At 64.7% G+C, this 15,648-nt stretch carries 12 protein-coding genes; 4 read left to right on the top strand and 8 right to left on the bottom strand.

What is annotated here, in order from left to right:
* Window positions 1-36: 36 nt before the first annotated feature.
* The 3 genes from PspTeo4_RS09185 to PspTeo4_RS09175 form a co-directional block, all read right to left on the bottom strand.
* Window positions 37-873: a bifunctional allantoicase/(S)-ureidoglycine aminohydrolase gene (locus tag PspTeo4_RS09185; protein WP_322363363.1), complete on the bottom strand. Its 837-nt coding sequence runs from the start codon at window positions 871-873 to the stop codon at window positions 37-39.
* A 106-nt stretch (window positions 874-979) separates the two neighbouring features.
* The gene (locus tag PspTeo4_RS09180) at window positions 980-2,371 is read right to left on the bottom strand and encodes an LLM class flavin-dependent oxidoreductase (RefSeq protein WP_322363362.1); all 1,392 of its coding nucleotides are present in this window, start codon (window positions 2,369-2,371) and stop codon (window positions 980-982) included.
* A gap of 16 nt (window positions 2,372-2,387) precedes the next feature.
* On the bottom strand, window positions 2,388-3,368 hold the full coding sequence (locus tag PspTeo4_RS09175; protein WP_322363361.1) for an aliphatic sulfonate ABC transporter substrate-binding protein: 981 nt from the start codon (window positions 3,366-3,368) through the stop codon (window positions 2,388-2,390).
* A 217-nt stretch (window positions 3,369-3,585) separates the two neighbouring features.
* Between PspTeo4_RS09175 and PspTeo4_RS09170 the strand changes: the two genes are divergently transcribed.
* Entirely contained in the window at window positions 3,586-4,467 is an 882-nt protein-coding gene (locus PspTeo4_RS09170; RefSeq protein WP_322363360.1) for a hypothetical protein, read from the top strand.
* Between the two features lie 87 nt (window positions 4,468-4,554).
* Here the strand turns inward: PspTeo4_RS09170 and PspTeo4_RS09165 are convergent, their stop codons facing one another.
* The gene (locus PspTeo4_RS09165; RefSeq protein WP_322363358.1) at window positions 4,555-5,223 is read right to left on the bottom strand and encodes a class I SAM-dependent methyltransferase; all 669 of its coding nucleotides are present in this window, start codon (window positions 5,221-5,223) and stop codon (window positions 4,555-4,557) included.
* Between the two features lie 440 nt (window positions 5,224-5,663).
* Here PspTeo4_RS09165 and PspTeo4_RS09160 point away from each other — a divergent pair, with 440 nt between their 5' ends.
* Entirely contained in the window at window positions 5,664-6,155 is a 492-nt protein-coding gene (locus PspTeo4_RS09160; protein WP_322363356.1) for a GNAT family N-acetyltransferase, read from the top strand.
* A 12-nt stretch (window positions 6,156-6,167) separates the two neighbouring features.
* Here the strand turns inward: PspTeo4_RS09160 and PspTeo4_RS09155 are convergent, their stop codons facing one another.
* The 3 genes from PspTeo4_RS09155 to PspTeo4_RS09145 are packed head-to-tail and all read right to left on the bottom strand — an operon-like array spanning window position 6,168 to window position 11,876.
* Window positions 6,168-7,541, bottom strand: coding sequence for an efflux transporter outer membrane subunit (locus tag PspTeo4_RS09155; RefSeq protein ID WP_322363355.1), 1,374 nt, complete (start codon window positions 7,539-7,541; stop codon window positions 6,168-6,170).
* Entirely contained in the window at window positions 7,541-10,678 is a 3,138-nt protein-coding gene (locus PspTeo4_RS09150) for an efflux RND transporter permease subunit (protein WP_322363354.1), read from the bottom strand. Before PspTeo4_RS09150 ends, PspTeo4_RS09155 begins: the two co-directional genes overlap by 1 nt.
* 10 nt (window positions 10,679-10,688) lie before the next feature.
* The gene (locus tag PspTeo4_RS09145; RefSeq protein ID WP_322363353.1) at window positions 10,689-11,876 is read right to left on the bottom strand and encodes an efflux RND transporter periplasmic adaptor subunit; all 1,188 of its coding nucleotides are present in this window, start codon (window positions 11,874-11,876) and stop codon (window positions 10,689-10,691) included.
* Window positions 11,877-12,028: 152 nt separating this feature from the next.
* Here PspTeo4_RS09145 and PspTeo4_RS09140 point away from each other — a divergent pair, with 152 nt between their 5' ends.
* Both PspTeo4_RS09140 and PspTeo4_RS09135 read left to right on the top strand, forming a co-directional pair.
* Window positions 12,029-13,423 carry an ATP-binding protein gene (locus PspTeo4_RS09140; RefSeq protein ID WP_322363352.1) on the top strand — a complete coding sequence of 465 codons (1,395 nt, stop codon included), beginning with the start codon at window positions 12,029-12,031 and terminating at the stop codon, window positions 13,421-13,423.
* The gene (locus PspTeo4_RS09135) at window positions 13,420-14,088 is read left to right on the top strand and encodes a response regulator (RefSeq protein ID WP_322363351.1); all 669 of its coding nucleotides are present in this window, start codon (window positions 13,420-13,422) and stop codon (window positions 14,086-14,088) included. Before PspTeo4_RS09140 ends, PspTeo4_RS09135 begins: the two co-directional genes overlap by 4 nt.
* Before the next feature lie 28 nt (window positions 14,089-14,116).
* On the opposite strand, the gene PspTeo4_RS09130 is transcribed toward PspTeo4_RS09135, so the two are convergent.
* Window positions 14,117-15,625, bottom strand: coding sequence for a TolC family protein (locus PspTeo4_RS09130; RefSeq protein ID WP_322363350.1), 1,509 nt, complete (start codon window positions 15,623-15,625; stop codon window positions 14,117-14,119).
* Between the last annotated feature and the right edge of the window lie 23 nt (window positions 15,626-15,648).

Here is a 15,648-nt window from a genome sequence, read left to right as displayed (position 1 = left end):
CGCCACAAGGGCGGGCTTCGTGACTTCAGCCTGAACTCAACGCTTCGGGTTGAGGGTCAGGTGCACGTGGCGGTTGACGTCTTTGTACAGCAGGTAGCTGAACTTGCCTGGGCCACCGGCGTAGCAGGCTTGCGGGCAGAAGGCGCGCAGCCACATGAAGTCGCCGGCTTCCACTTCGACCCAGTCCTGGTTCAGGCGGTACACCGCCTTGCCTTCGAGCACGTACAGGCCGTGTTCCATGACGTGGGTTTCGGCGAACGGAATCACGCCGCCGGGTTGGAAGGTCACGATGTTGACGTGCATGTCATGGCGCATGTCGGCCATGTCGACGAAGCGGGTGGTGACCCAGCGGCCTTCGGTACCCGGCATTTCGATGACGGTGGCGTTGTCGCGGTGGGTGACGAACGACTCCGGCACGTCCAGGCCTTCGACCTTCTGGTAGTGCTTGCGCAGCCAGTGGAAGGTGCAGTTGGCCTTGCTGTTGTTGCGCAGGCTCCATTCGGCGCCTGGGGCGAGGAAGGCGTAGCCGCCCTGGCCCAGGGTGTGGTGCTTGCCTTCGACGGTGATATCGATTTCGCCTTCGACGACGAACACCACGGCTTCGGCGTTGGCGTCCAGCTCAGGGCGCTCGCTGCCGCCTTCCGGGGCAACTTCGACGATGTACTGCGAGAAGGTCTCGGCAAAGCCGGTCAGCGGGCGGGCGATGACCCACATGCGCATCTTGTCCCAGAACGGCAGGTGGCTGGTGACGATGTCACGCATCACGCCTTTGGGGATGACGGCATAGGCTTCGGTGAACATGGCACGGTCAGTCAACAGCTCGGTCTGAGCCGGGTGCCCACCGTGGGGGGCGAAGTACGAATGATTCGACATGGACAATCTCGACTTGTTGTTCTCTCCCCGTGCCGTGAACCGCACCGGCCGGTGCGGCGCAGGGGATGCTTGAACAGCATAGGGGCGAGTCAGTGCCATCCACAAATTAAATGTTGGAATACCCGGTATTTGCCGGCTGAATGCGAACCTGGCGGCCGGCATGTTCCTGCGGCAGCCGTGCGCCCTGGCCGAACAACTTGTGGCGCAGGGTGCCGTCGGCATAGGCCGTGGGGTAGCGGCCACGGCGTTGCAGTTCGGGCACCAGCAGGTCCACTACGTGGGTCAGGTCGTCCGGTTGCACGGCGTAGGTCAGGTTGAAACCATCGATACCGGTCTGGTCAAGCCAGGTTTCCAGCTGGTCGGCAATTTCGCCGGGCGTGCCGACCAGCACCGGGCCGCGCCCGCCCAGGCCGACGAACTCGGCGGCTTCGCGCACGGTCCAGCGGCGGTTCGGGTCGGCAGCGGTGAAGGCGGCCAGGGCTGCACGGCCAGCGTCGTTCTCGACGTACTCGATGGGGGCGTCCGGGTCGAGGCCTGCGAAGTCGATGCCGGTCCAGCCCGAAAGCAGGGCCAGGGCAGCGTCCAGGTCGACATAGCGGCGGTACTCGGCAAAGCGTGCCTCGGCCTCGTGCCGCGTTGGCGCCACGATCAGCAGTGCCTGGGCGTAGATCAATACCTCATCGCGCCCGCGCCCCTCGGCTTCGCTGGCCTGGCGGATGCCGTCGGCATAGCGGCGCAGCACCGTGGGCGTTGGCCCGCTGATGAACACGCATTCGGCGTGGCGTGCGGCAAACTGCTGGCCGCGTGCCGAAGCTCCGGCCTGGAACAATACCGGGGTGCGCTGTGGCGATGGCTGGCACAGGTGCATGCCGGGGACTTGGAAGTGCTCGCCGGCATGGCCGATGGCGTGCACCCGGGACGGCTCGATGTAACGGCCGCTGTCACGCTCAAGCACCACGGCGTCGTCGTCCCAGCTTTTTTCCCAGAGCTTGTACAGCACCTGAAGGTACTCTTCGGCCAGGTCATAGCGCTGGTCGTGACCCAGTTGGCGGGCGAGGCCCAGGTTGCGCGCGGCGCTGTCCAGGTAGCCGGTGACGATGTTCCAGCCCACCCGGCCGTTGCTCAGGTGGTCGAGCGTCGACATGCGCCGGGCGAAGGGGTAGGGGTGCTCGTAGGTCAGGGAAAAGGTCACGCCGAAGCCCAGGTGCTCGGTCACCCCGGCCATGGCCGGCACCAGCAGCAGCGGGTCGTTGACCGGCACCTGCACGCCACCGCGCAAGGCCGCCTGCGGCCCGCCCTGGTACACGTCATAGATGCCTAGCACATCGGCGATGAACAGCGCGTCGAACAGGCCGCGCTCCAGCAGGCGGGCCAGGTCGGTCCAGTAGTCCAGGCGGTTGAACGCCACGCTGGTGTTGCGTGGGTGGCGCCACAGCCCGGGGGACTGGTGGCTGGCGGCGTTCATGCTGAAGGCGTTGAAGCGGATCGGGCGTGGCATGGCTGGCAAGCTCCGCTCAAGGCAGCACGGAGGCTGGGTAGACCGCATCGGCCACCTGCAGCTTGTGCGGAATCAGGCCCAGGCCCTGGAAGGTGTCGGCCAGTTTCTGTTGTTCGGCAACGATCTGCGGGGTTATGGCCACGGCGTTGTAGTTGCGCCGCTCGCTGGCCACTTCCAGCACGCTGGCGTCGATGCCCAGCTGCGGTGCCAGCAAGGCGGCGACTTCACCCGGCTTGGCGTTGGCCCACAGGCTGACCTTGCCAAGTTCGCTGAAGAAGGTCTTGAGCAGGTCGCGGTGCTGATCGGCGAACGCGGCGGTGGACAGATAGAAGGTGCGGTTGTTGGACAGGCCGCTGCCATCTCGCAGGTTCTTCAGGCCCGGCTGGCTTTCGGCGGCGGCGAGGAACGGGTCCCACAGGGTCACGGCCTGTACGCTGCCCGACTGCAAGGCGGCCACGGCATCGGCGGCGTTGTTGACGTAGGCCGGGGTGATGTCCTTGTAGCTCAGGCCGGCCTGTTCCAGGGCCACCGCCAGCAGGTATTGAGCGTTCCAGCCACGGCCGGTGGCCACACGCTTGCCTTTGAGGTCCTGCACCGAAGCCAGGTGGTCCTGCTCGCGCACCACCAGGCCGATGCCACGAGGGTAGGGTTGTTCGGCGGCCAGGTACACCACCGGCTTGCCGGCGGCCTGGGCGAATACCGAGGGCGCATCGGCGGCGTGGCCCAGGTCGATGGCGCCGGTGCTCAGGGCTTCGAGCAGTTGCGGGCCGGCGGCGAACTCATGCCAACTGACTTTCACACCTTGCGGCGCAAGGGCTTTCTCCAGGGCGCCGCTGCCTTTGAGGATGTTGATGCTGTTGAACTTCTGGTAGCCGATGCGCAGGGTTTTGGCCTCTTCGGCCAGGGCGTTGGACCAGGGCAGCAGGGCGCTGGCGACACCGGCCAGCAAGCCGCCGAGCAACAGGCGACGCAGGGGAGAGAAAGTACGTTTTGGCATGGCGGACGCTCCTTGAGTTCTTGTAGGGAAACCGTGAACCCAGCCTAAGGAGGCGGCCTGAACCTTTCAATTTGTTTATTCGTTTTAGTTAGATTGTTTTCTTATTTTTATATCCTTTTTGTTGAGTGGCTGCATTGAGCACCGTCTACGTTTTGGTCACGACATTTTTTTCACATTGCCTTGCTAGCATCGAAAATTCACTCAAGGAGCCCGATTCATGCCCATCCTGCGCCAGCGCAGCACGCGTATCGCCCTGACCACCACCGCCAGCGTGCTCACCGCTGCCCTGGGTTTCTTTGCCTGGCAGAGCTTCTACCCGGTGCAGGCCGCCAAGGGTTGGGACGTCGAAGTGCTGCATCGCCAAGTCGACAAAGCGGCTTCGTTGCTGCCCCAGGCCGACGGTAGCCTGTTGGTCAGCCGCGAACTGGACGATGGCAAAGGCAGCATCCTCAAGATTACTGCCAAGGGTGACCGTGTTGTGGTGGTCGACAACTTGTCCAAGCCCGACGGCATGGTTGCCGCGGATGGCGGGTGGGTGTTCAGCCAGGAGGGCGGGCGCGCCCCTGTGAGCCTGGCCCGCGATGGCCAGGTGACCGCGCTGTTCGAGGGCGAGAGTGTGCAGGGGCTGTGGAACGATGGCGACAAGCTCTATGCCATCGAAGACCGCAAGGGCAATGGCCGCTTGATGCGTTACGACTGGCAAAGTGGCCAGCTCGAAGTCCTGCGCTCGGGCCTGAGCGAAACCGAAGGCCTGACCCGGTGCAGCGATGGGCGCCTGCTGTACACCGAAAAAGCCGCTGGCAAGGTGCGTGCGCTGAGCGACGATGGCCAGGACCCGGTGGTGGTCGACGGCCTGCGCAACCCAACCTTCCTGTTCTGTGACCAGCGTGGCTTGTGGATCAGTGAAGACAACACCCACCGAGCGCGGTTGCTACGCATCGATGCCCAAGGGGAACAGCACACCGTGTTGTCGTTCCTCAAGGCGCCGCAGGCGATCGTGGCGGATGGCAAGGGCGGTTACCTGGTGGCAGAAGGTGGCCGGAACCGCGTGCTGCATTTGCGTCCGCCGGTGGAGCCCGTCACCGCGCAACGCCAGTGAGTGTCAACACAGAATCACCAGGCGACCGGCCGCGGTGTCCGGCTTTCAGGCCTCATCGCCGGCTTGCCGGCGATAGGGCCAGCTGCTTCAGCGCCTTTCCCCAATCATTAGCAGCGACTGTGGCATGTCGCTTTGCGGATGCTGCGGCTCTTGCAGGCTCACCAACCTGAACCCTGCCATGTCCAGCGCGTTCAACCAACTGGACAAGGTTCGGAAATACCACGGCATCGTTTGCCATTGCCCGGCCATCCCCGCGAACGACTCTTCCCGCCAACCATCCTGATAAACCCCGTTGGCCACGCTCCAGGGATGCAACGTCTGGATCACCAGCGCGCCGGACGGCGCAAGCAGCGTGTTCATGGCCGCCAGCAGCGGGATGATGTCCTGATGCAGCAGTGCGAAATTGGCACAGATCAGGTCGTAGCCTGAGCCAACGTCCAGCTCGGCCTCGGCCAGCTGCTCATAGCTGGCCAGGTGCACTTCCACCGATCCCGCCGCACGTGCGGCCTCGACCAGTGCCTGGTCACCATCGACGCCCACCGCCTCGATGCCGCGCTCGGCCAGCGCCCGCAGCAACCAGCCCTCGCCACAGCCCAGGTCCAATACACGTTCGGGCTGGCGACCAAGAACGGCCAGCAGGATCGCCTGGTCCGTCACTTGCCGACGGCTTTCGATGGCGCCGCTGCGCACGGCGTCGATCCAGGCCTGGGCGTTATGTTGCCAGCTCGATTGCAGGTCGTCTTCGGGTGATGACATGGCAGGGTCCGCTGCTCGGGGGAGGGCGGTTCTAGCATAGGCAATAAAACGGCTTTTCACGGAATATTGGGAGCGGGGCGGCGAAGTGCCTGTCTTGGGTGCGGAGGTGATGCGGATATCGAGCGCCGCCCGCGCGGCGCATCGCGAGCAAGGCTCGCTCCTACGTTTGTTTAAGGCCAGTAACGCCTGTGGCAGGCGCGCGCGACCGCCTTGTTTGTGCGGCTCGATATCGCGCCATGCGCAAAAAGCGGTCGCGCGAAAATCTCACAGGGATAATTGGCCCGAAACAAACGTAGGAGCGAGCCTTGCTCGCGATGCGCCGCGCGGGCGGCGCTCGATCTACAAAGCGCCGAATATGTCATGACAAGCACCTCACTGCCCCCCCCAAAAAAACCGGTAAACTAAGGCATTTTCGCGCCCTGCCAACCCCGAGGAACCCGATGAGCACTGCACCCTTCCGAACCGCCGTCATTGCCGATGCCGCCCGCTGTTTCCAAATCGAGTCGACGGCTTATGAAGGCGACGAAGCGGCGACCTTGGAGAAAATCACCACGCGGATTGCCCAGTACCCCGAAGGCTTTCTGATCCTGGAAGAAGCGGGCGAGATTATCGGTTTCATCAACAGTGGCTGTGCCTTCGATGTGGTGATGTCCGACGAAGAGTTCAAATCGCTGGTGGGCCATGATGCCGAGGCGTCGAATGTGGTGATCATGTCCGTAGTGGTCGACCCAGCCCATCAGGGCAAGGGCCATGCGGGCCGCTTGATGCGCGAGTTCGTTCAACGCATGCGTGACATGCACAAGACCAGCATTCACCTGATGTGCAAGGAGCAGCATGTGGCGCTGTACCAGAAGATGGGGTACGCCTACGTGCGGCCATCGCCATCCGACCACGGCGGCATGGCCTGGCATGAGATGGTGATGGCGCTCTGAGTCATTGGGTGTTTACCACCCACCTCCCAACGTCTTGTACAGCGTCACCCGGTTCACCTGCTCGGTCAGCTCCAGGCTGATCAGCGTCTGCTGCGCCGAATACAGCGAACGCTGGGCATCCAGCACCTCCAGGAAGCTGTCCGAGCCCTGTTTGTACAGGGCCAGCGACAGGTTGTAGCTCTTGTCCAGAGCCGCCGTCAGGCTGCGCTGGGCGTCCAGCCGATCGTTCACGTGCGCGCGCACCGACAGCGCATCCGCCACCTCACGGAAGGCGGTCTGCAGGGTCTTCTCGTAGGTGGCCACTTCAATTTCGCGGGTCACCTTGGCCGCATCGAGGCTGGCGCGGTTGCTGCCGGCATTGAAGATCGGCAGGTTGATCGACGGGGCGAAGCTCCAGGCGCGGCTGCCGGACTTGAACAGCCCGGACAGGTCGCTGCTGGCGCTGCCGCTGCTGGCGGTCAGGGTCACGCTGGGGAAGAAGGCCGCACGCGCCGCGCCAATGTCGGCATTGGCGGCCTTGAGCGTATGTTCGGCGGCCAGCACGTCCGGGCGGCGCTGCAGCAGCGTCGAGGGCAGGCCGGCGGGCACACTCACCAACAGCGCAGCGTCCAGCTTGGCGGTTTCGGGCAGCAGGCTGTCATCCAGGCGTTGGCCGACCAGCAATTCCAGGGCATTGCGGTCCTGCTCGACCTGGCTGGCATAGTTGGCCGCTTCGGCCCGGGCCGACTCCACCGTGCTCAGCGCCTGGGCAAGGCTCAGCCCGGACTCGCCGCCGAGCCCATGACTCTGCTGCACCAGGGCATAGGTTTTCTGCTGGCTGGCATAGGTGTCGTTGGCCAGCTTCAGCAGTTGCTGGTCGGCGGCCAGGGTCATCCAGGCGCTGGCGACTTCCGCCACCAGGCTGATCTGCGTGCTGCGCCGGGTCTGCTCCAGCGACAGGTAGTCTTCCAGCGCGGCGTCCTTGAGGTTGTTGAGGCGGCCGAACAGGTCCAGCTCGTAGTTGCTGATTCCAAGGCCGACGCTGTACTGGCTGCTGACCGCGCTGCTGCCGTCAGAGACCGAGCGCTGGCGGCTACCGTCGGCCGTGGCCGATACCGATGGGAACAACTCGGCGCGCTGGATGCGGTACTGCGCACGCTGGTATTCGACGTTCAGCGCCGCCACCCGCAAGTCGCGGTTGTTATCCAGGGCAAGGGCGACGGTGTCGCGCAAGCGGGTGTTGATGAACAACGACTTCCAGGCGATATCGGCGCTGGCCTGGCCGTTGCTGGTGGCGGTCGGCCAATCATTGGCCAGTGGCGCGTCAGGGCGCTGGTAATCCGGGGCCAGGTTGACGCAGCCGGCCAGCGCCAGTGCCAGCAGCAGGGGGAGAGGAGACAGACGCATCAGGCTTTTCCTTCGGCGGTGAGGGTTGCAGGTGCGTGGCGGCGGCGAGCGGCCAGGCGCTGAACCAGCACATAGAACAGGGGAATGAAGAACAGGCCGAGCACGGTGGCGGCCAGCATGCCACCGAGTACACCGGTGCCGATGGCTTGTCGGCCGCCCGCGCCGGCACCGCTGCTCACGGCCAGCGGCAGCACACCGAGAATGAACGCCAGCGAGGTCATCAACACCGGGCGCAGGCGGATGCGCACCGCTTCCAGCGTCGCGCTCAACAGGTCCTGGCCGCGCTCGTAGCCTTCCTTGGCGAACTCGACGATCAGGATCGCGTTCTTCGCCGCAAGGCCCACGGTGGTCAGCAGCCCGACCTGGAAATACACATCGTTGGACAGCCCGCGCAGGCCCGTCAGTACCAGCGCACCGAGAATACCCACCGGTACCACCAGCATGACTGCGAAGGGCACCGACCAGCTTTCGTACAGCGCCGCCAGGCACAGGAACACGAACAGGATGGAGATCGCGTACAGCAGTGGCGCCTGGTTGCCGGCCATCCGCTCCTGATAGGACTGCCCGGTCCAGGCGTAACCGATGCCCTCAGGCAGTTGCGCCATGATCTCGACCACTGCGTCCATGGCCACACCCGAGCTGACTCCAGGCGCAGGCTCGCCCACCAGCTCGTACGAACCGAAACCGTTGAAGCGCTCCAGCAGCGGCGAGGCTGTGGTCCAGTAGGTGCTGGTGAAGGCCGACAGCGGCACCATGGCATCGCTGTCGTTGCGCACGTACCAGTCGCCGATGTCTTCGGCCTGCATGCGTTTGTCGGCCTCACCCTGCAGGTAGACCTTCTTCACCCGGCCAGCGTCGAGGAAGTCGTTGACGTAGCTGCCGCCCATCACGGTGCTGAGGGTGTCGTTGATGTCGCTGGCGGCCACGCCCATGGCGCCGGCCTTGCGGTCGTCGATGTCGATGTTCAGCTGCGGGGTGTCCTCCAGGCCCTGGGCGCGCACATTGGCCAGGCGCGGGTCCTTGGCCGCCAGGGCGATGAACTGGTCGCGGGCCTTGAGCAACTGGGCATGGCCCAGACCGCCGAGATCCTGCAACTGCACCTCGAAACCGGAGCTCTGGCCCAGACCCTGGATGGCCGGCGGGGCGATCACGAACACATTGGCGTCGAGGATTTTCGACAGCGCCAGGTTGGCGCGCTGTGCCACGGCCGACGCGCTGTGTTCGGCGCCCTGGCGCTCGCTCCAGTCCTTGAGCTTGACGAAGCCGCGCCCGGCGTTCTGCGCGTTGCCACCGTTACCCAGGCCGCGCACGGTCAGCACCGAGGCAACCTCCGGCTGTTGCTGCATGTATTCTTGCACCTGGCGCGTGACTGTCTGCAGGCGCTCGTCGGTGCCGCCAACCGGCAGCGTCATCTGGATCATCAGCATACCCTGGTCTTCCTCGGGCAGGAACGCGGTGGGCAGCTTGTGGAACATCAAGGCCACACCAGCGAGCACCAGGCCGTACACCAGCAGCCCGCGCAGGGGCCGCGCCAGCACCTTGCCGACCGCGCTGCGGTAGCGCTGCGAGGTGCGGTCGAAGCTGCGGTTGAACCAGCCAAAGAACCCACCACGGGCCTGGCCATGGTTGTCGCTGGGCTTGAGCAGCACCGCGCACAGCGCCAGGGTCAGGGTCATGGCCACCAGCACCGACAGGGTCATGGCCGCGACCATGGTCACCGAGAACTGCCGGTAGATCACCCCGGTGGAGCCGCCAAAGAACGCCATCGGCACGAACACCGCCGACAGCACCACGGCGATGCCGATCAGCGCGCCGCTGATCTCGCCCATCGACTGGCGCGTGGCTTCACGTGGCGACAGGCCTTTTTCGGCGATGATCCGCTCGACGTTCTCCACCACCACGATGGCGTCGTCCACCAGCAAGCCGATGGCCAGCACCATGCCGAACATGGTCAGGGTGTTGATCGAGTAGCCCAGCACCGCCAACACGCCAAAGGTACCCAGCAGCACCACTGGCACGGCGATGGCAGGAATCAGCGTGGCGCGCAGGTTCTGCATGAACAGGTACATGATCAGCACCACCAGGGCGATGGCCTCGAACAGCGTCTTGACCACTTCCTCGATGGAGATCTTCACGAACGGCGCGGTGTTGTAGGCCACCTCGGTGCGCAGCTGCAGCTGGCTGGGGAAAAACTGCTCGAGCTCGGCGACCTTGGCCTGTACCGCCTGCGACACGTCCAGGGCGTTGGCCCCGGTGGCCAGGCTGATGGCCATGCCGCCGGACGCTTGGCCGTTGTGTTCGGCGACCACGTCATAGCTTTCGCTGCCCAGTTCCACCCGCGCCACATCGGCCAGGGTTACCACGGCACCGGAGCTGGCGTGCTTGAGCACCAGTTCGCGGAACTGCGCGGCGGTCTGCAGCTTGCTGCGGGCGCTGATGGTAGCGTTGAGCTGCTGGCCAGCGCGAGCGGGCAGGGCGCCCAGCTGGCCGGCGGAGGTGTCGACGTTCTGTGCCTGCAGGGCGGTGCTGACATCCGATGGCATCAGCGAATACTGCTTGAGTTTGTCCGGGTCGAGCCAGATGCGCATGGCGTAGCTCGAACCCAGGGTGGTCACCTGGCCGACACCGCTGACCCGGCTGATCTGGTCGTACAGGGTGCTGGAGATGAAGTCGCTGATATCGGTGGCGTTGACACTGGGGTTGTCCGACACCAGCGACAGGATGATCAGGAAGTCGCTGGCCGAGTTGCGGATCTCGATGCCCTGTTGCTGCACGGTTTCCGGCAGACGTGCCTTGGCCTGTTCGAGTTTGGTCTGCACCAGCATCTGCGCGGTGTTGATGTCGGTACCGGCCTCGAAAGTAAGGGTGATCGAGGCGCTACCCGCCGAGCTGCTGCTCGAAGACATGTAGATGAGGCCATCGAGGCCGGTCATCTGCTGCTCGATGACCTGGGTCACCGAGTCTTCCATGGTCTTGGCCGAAGCGCCGGTGTAGGTGGCGCTGAGGGTGATCTGCGGCGGGGCGATGGTGGGGTACTGCGCCAGCGGCAGCTGGTTGATGGCCAGTACCCCGCCGAGCATCACCAGAATGGCGATGACGCAGGCGAAGATCGGCCGGTCGATGAAGAAACGTGCCATGGGAACTGCCTCAGTTGCTGCTGTCGTTGTGGGCGGTCAGGGTGCTGTCCTGCACCTGGACTTGCTGACCGACGCGAACCTTCTGCAGGCCCTGGACGATGAGCTGGTCACCCTCGGCCAGGCCCTCGCTGACCCACCAGCGGTTGTCCACCGCACGGGCCAGGGTCAGCTGGCGCTGCTCGACCTTGCCGTCGACCACCACCAGCGCGGTGGCGCCGCCGCGCTCGTCACGGCTCACGCCTTGTTGCGGTACCAGGATGGCGTCCGGTTGCACGCCTTCCTGCACGGTGGCCTTGAGGTACATGCCCGGCATCAGCAGGCCATCGGGGTTGGGCACGATGGCGCGCAGGGTGACGCTGCCGGTGCTTTCATCGACGCTCACGCCATTGAAGGTGAGGGTGCCGTCGTGGGCGTAGGTACTGCCGTCCTCCAGCGTCAGGCTGATGCGGGTGGCATCCTTCTGATCGCTCGGGGCCAGTTTGCCTTCTGCCAGTTCGCGCTTGAGGCGCAGCAGCGTGCTGCTGGGCTGGGTGAAGTCGACGTAGATCGGGTCAAGCTGCTGCACGGTGGTCAGGGCGGTGGTCTGCTCGGCGGTGACCAGCGCGCCAGGGGTGACCGACGAGGTCGCGGTGCGGCCAGCGATGGGCGCGGTGATACGTGTGTAGTCGAGGTTGATGCGGGCGGTGCGTTGCGAGGCCTGGGCCGACTGCAGGCTGGCGCGGGCTTCAAGCAGCGCGGCCTGGGCGCTTTCGTTGTCTTCGCTGCTGATGGCGTCGATCTTGACCAGTTGCGCGTCGCGCTTGGCCTTGAGTTCGGCGGCCTTGAGCGTGGCACGGGCCGAGGCGACGGTCGCGTCGGCCTGGGCCAGCGTGGCTTGGTAAGGTTGTGGGTCGATCTGGTACAGCGCCTGGCCGGCCTTGACCGTATCCCCCTCATTGAACAGACGTTTTTGCACGATACCGCCCACCTGCGGGCGGATTTCGGCAACCAGGTGCGCGCTGGCGCGTCCCGGCAGGGTGGTGCTCAACGCTTGGGGCGCCGCGGTCACATTGTAGACGGCCACTTCCTGCGTAATGGCAGGGGGCGCGCTGGGCTGGCCGTCACGGCAGCCGCCGATCACGATCAGGCCGGCGCCCAGCAACAGGGCGCGGCCCAGGGGCGAGCGGGTGAGAAGCAGGGTATGGAATAAAGTCGGCATCCGAAGGCCTCCGAGCCAGAACAGGTCATGGCGCCAGAGTGCTGGGCAATTGTGCAGCCAATGTGCAGAAATCTGGGAGATTGCCGTGCACGCCTTGCGAGGCCACAGGCCACGGGGTTCAATGACGGCATTCCCCCAATGCCGATGCCACCATGAAATTCAGCCTTTCCCGCAAGTTCTTCTGCGCCATGCTCGCGGTCTGCGCATTTGCCGTGATCGGCATGGTGTTCGCGGCGTACCTGAGCCTGAAGTACGGTTTTCTCGGCTACCTCAACCAGCAGGCCGAAGAGCGCATGGACCGTATCGTGCCGCGCATCGAGCAGGCTTATGCCCGGCATGGCAGCTGGGACTTCATCCGCCAGGACAAGGAGCAGTGGTTCGAGCTGTTGCGCCCGGATGATGTGCAGCCGGACAAAGCCTTCGACCCCAGCCAGTTGACGGTCTCCGACCTGACCGGTGCCTTCGTGCGCTTTGCCCTGCTGGATGCCCGGCGTGAGCCGATCATCGGCTACCAGGCCGCCGAAGCCGACATGCTGCTGCGGCCCCTGCGGCATCAGGGCCAGGTGGTTGGCTGGATGGCCTTGGCGCCCTTGCAGTCGGTGACCAGCGTCGGTGACCGGCGCTTTCAGCTCAACCAGCTGCGCTCCAGCCTGCTGATCGGCCTGGCTTGCCTGTTGGCCACCGCAGTGATCGCCTGGTGGCTGAGCCGGGCCTTGCTCAGGCCCATCCGTGAAGTGGCCAACGCCACCCACCGCCTGGCCGCGGGTGACTACGCCATCCAGCTGCCCGTGCGTTCGAACGACGAGGCGGGGCAGCTTGCTGGCGATTTCAACCGCATGGCGGCAACCCTGGCCAGTAACGAGCGCATGCGCCGCGACTTCATGGCCGACATCTCACACGAATTGCGCACGCCGCTGGCGGTGATGCGCGCCGAGCTCGAAGCCATGGAGGACGGTATCCGCCCGCTCGACGGCAATGCGTTGCGCTCGTTGCAGGGTGAGGTAGGGGCGTTGAGCAAGCTGGTGGACGACCTCTTCGATCTGTCACTGGCCGAGGTCGGCGGCCCCACTTACCGACGTGAACGCATCGACCTGCGGGTGCTGTTGCCTGTTGTCGTCGATGCCTTCGGCGCCAGTTTTGCCGAGCGCGGCCTTTCGCTGGCCCTTGAGTTGCCCACGCAGCCCTTGTGGGTAATGGGCGATGAGTCGCGCCTGGGCCAGTTGCTGCACAATCTGCTGGAGAACAGCCGCCGCTACACCGATGCCGGTGGCCGCACGGTGCTGCGGGCATTTCAGGAGGAAGACCAGGTGCTGGTTCAATGTGAAGACACCGCCCCCGGCGTTGATGAGGCCTCGCTGGCGCGGCTGTTCGAACGCTTCTATCGCGCCGAACGCTCGCGTAATCGCGCCAGTGGCGGCACCGGCCTGGGCTTGGCCATTTGCCGTGGAATCGCCGAAGTCCACGGCGGCAAGCTCACCGCCAGGGCCTCCGCCATGGGCGGCTTGTTGCTGGAATTGGCGCTGCCTGCAGGGGGAGAACTCGCATGAGCCAAGGGCATATCCTGTTGGTGGAAGACGAACCCAAGCTGGCCGCATTGGTCGCCGACTACCTGCGCGCAGGCGGTTACAGTGTCGATCACCTGGCCGACGGCCTGGAGGTGATACCAGCGATTCGCTTGCGCCAGTACGACCTGCTGCTGCTCGACCTCATGCTGCCTGGCCGCAATGGTCTGGATATCTGCCGTGAACTGCGCGGTTTCAGCCACATGCCATTGATCATGATGACCGCCCGCGTCGACGAGATCGACCGGCTGCTAGGGCTTGAGTTGGGCGCCGATGACTACATCTGCAAACCCTTCTCGCCGCGCGAACTGGTGGCCAGGGTCAAGGCGGTGTTGCGCCGTAGCGGGGCACAGTCACCGAACCAGGGACTGGAACTGGATGCCCGCTCGTTCCAGGCGCGCTACCAGGGCGTGGTGCTGGAGCTGACGCCGGTGGAGTTCCGCATGCTTGCCGCGCTGGCGGCGCGCCCGGGGCAAGTGCTGTCGCGGGATCAGTTGATGAACCACATCTACCAGGATCATCGGGTGGTGGCCGACCGCACGGTGGACAGCCATGTGAAGAACCTGCGGCGCAAACTGACCGGGGTCACGCCGGGGCATGACCCGATCAGGTCGGTGTATGGGGTGGGTTACAGCCTGGAGTTCGAATGACCGGCCGCCGTGTAGCACGGCGGCGGCCTCATTGCCCCGTCGCCAGCAGGTTGTCGTGGGTTTGCTGCTCGATCGTGCGCTGGATCTCGCGGGCCAGGGTCTTTACGTCGTGCTGCCCGATTTCCTTGGGCATCACTTCAAAGCCTACCGAGTTGTACAGCCGGCCCCAGGCGGCCTGGGCGTCGGAGTAGGCGGCTTCGCGCTGGTAGCGTGAGAGCAGGAACCGGCCTTCGGCGCGAATCAGTTCAAGCTCGCTGCCCAGCGCCGCGCTGCGCGACGACTGGGCGTAATTGAGCAGGCTCTGGTCCACCCGCAGGCTTTCATCGGCAAAGTCCACTTCCTGGCGTGCCAACTGGTAACGCAACAGGCCCACGCGCACTTGGGTGAGAATGGCCATCGACAGCGCGGTGCGGCGCATGTCGTCGGTCTTTTCCTGGCTTTGTTCAGCGGCCTGGATGTCGGGGTATTGCAACAGCCGCAGCAGGTTCATCGAGACGTTGATGCCGGTCTGGTTCCAGTCGCTGTTGTAGAGGAACTTGTTGGAGTCGTATTCATAGCCGTAGTTGAAGCTCACGTTGGGCCACAGTTGGGCCTTGGCGATCTTCAGGTCGTTCATGCTGACGCGTTTTCGGTACCACTCTTCCATGATCTCGGGGCGACGTTCCAGGGACAGCCGCTCCAGTTGCTCGATGTTGCCGGTCACCAGCGGCAGGGGTTGTTCGCTGCTGTCGGCCAGTACCATCCGGGTGTTCGGTGGCAGCGACATCAGGGCCGCCAGTTCGGCGCGGGCGAACTCCAGGTCTTGTCGGCGCACGGTGAGCATGTACACCGAGTCGAGCAGGGCGCGCTGGTAGGCCAGAATGTCCTGGCGAGGCAGCAGGCCTTTGTTTTCAGCCTCGCGGGCCGAGGTCAGGGCGCGGTGCGTGCGCATCAGCAGGCCGTCCACCTCAGGCAGCAGGCGCTGCGCGCCCAGGGCGCGCCAGTAGGCATTGCGCACGTCCTGCAAAACGTTCTGCGCCACTTTCTCGCGGCGCTCTTCGGCCATGAGGATCTGATCGTTCTTTTGCTGGGTGCGGAAATAGGCCACGCCAAAATCAAGTAGGCTCCACGACAGCCCGAGGCTGTAGAGCATGCGGTAGCGCTCTTCGGAGGTGGATGGGCGCAAGCTGACCTGGCGGTCCTCGATGCCGATCGAGGTGCCGCCGGAGTCGTTGTTACGCCCGGCATAGCCGGCCGAAGCCACCAGGCGCGGCAGCATTTCGTGGCTGGACACGTCACGAAGGTCCGACGCCAGGGCGCTTTCCAGCAACTTGAGGCGGTAGTCGAGGTTGTACTTCAGGGCGCGCGCCGACGCTTCGTAGAAGGTGATTGGCCCGTTGACGGGTTCTTGTTCCTTGTACATGCGCGCCTGGTCGTCGACGACCCGGCGGCGCATTTCGTCCTCGGTGTAGGGCTTGGGCTCAAAGGCCGAGCAGGCACCGAGCAACAGGCTGACGGCAGTGAAGGTGCTCAGGCATTTCAGTGTGTGTGCAGGCATGTGCAGTCCTTGGTCCATCCGTA

The sequence above is a fragment of the Pseudomonas sp. Teo4 genome (assembly GCF_034387475.1).
Classification (GTDB): Bacteria; Pseudomonadota; Gammaproteobacteria; order Pseudomonadales; family Pseudomonadaceae; genus Aquipseudomonas.
This window is presented reverse-complemented; position numbering and strand designations above follow the sequence as displayed.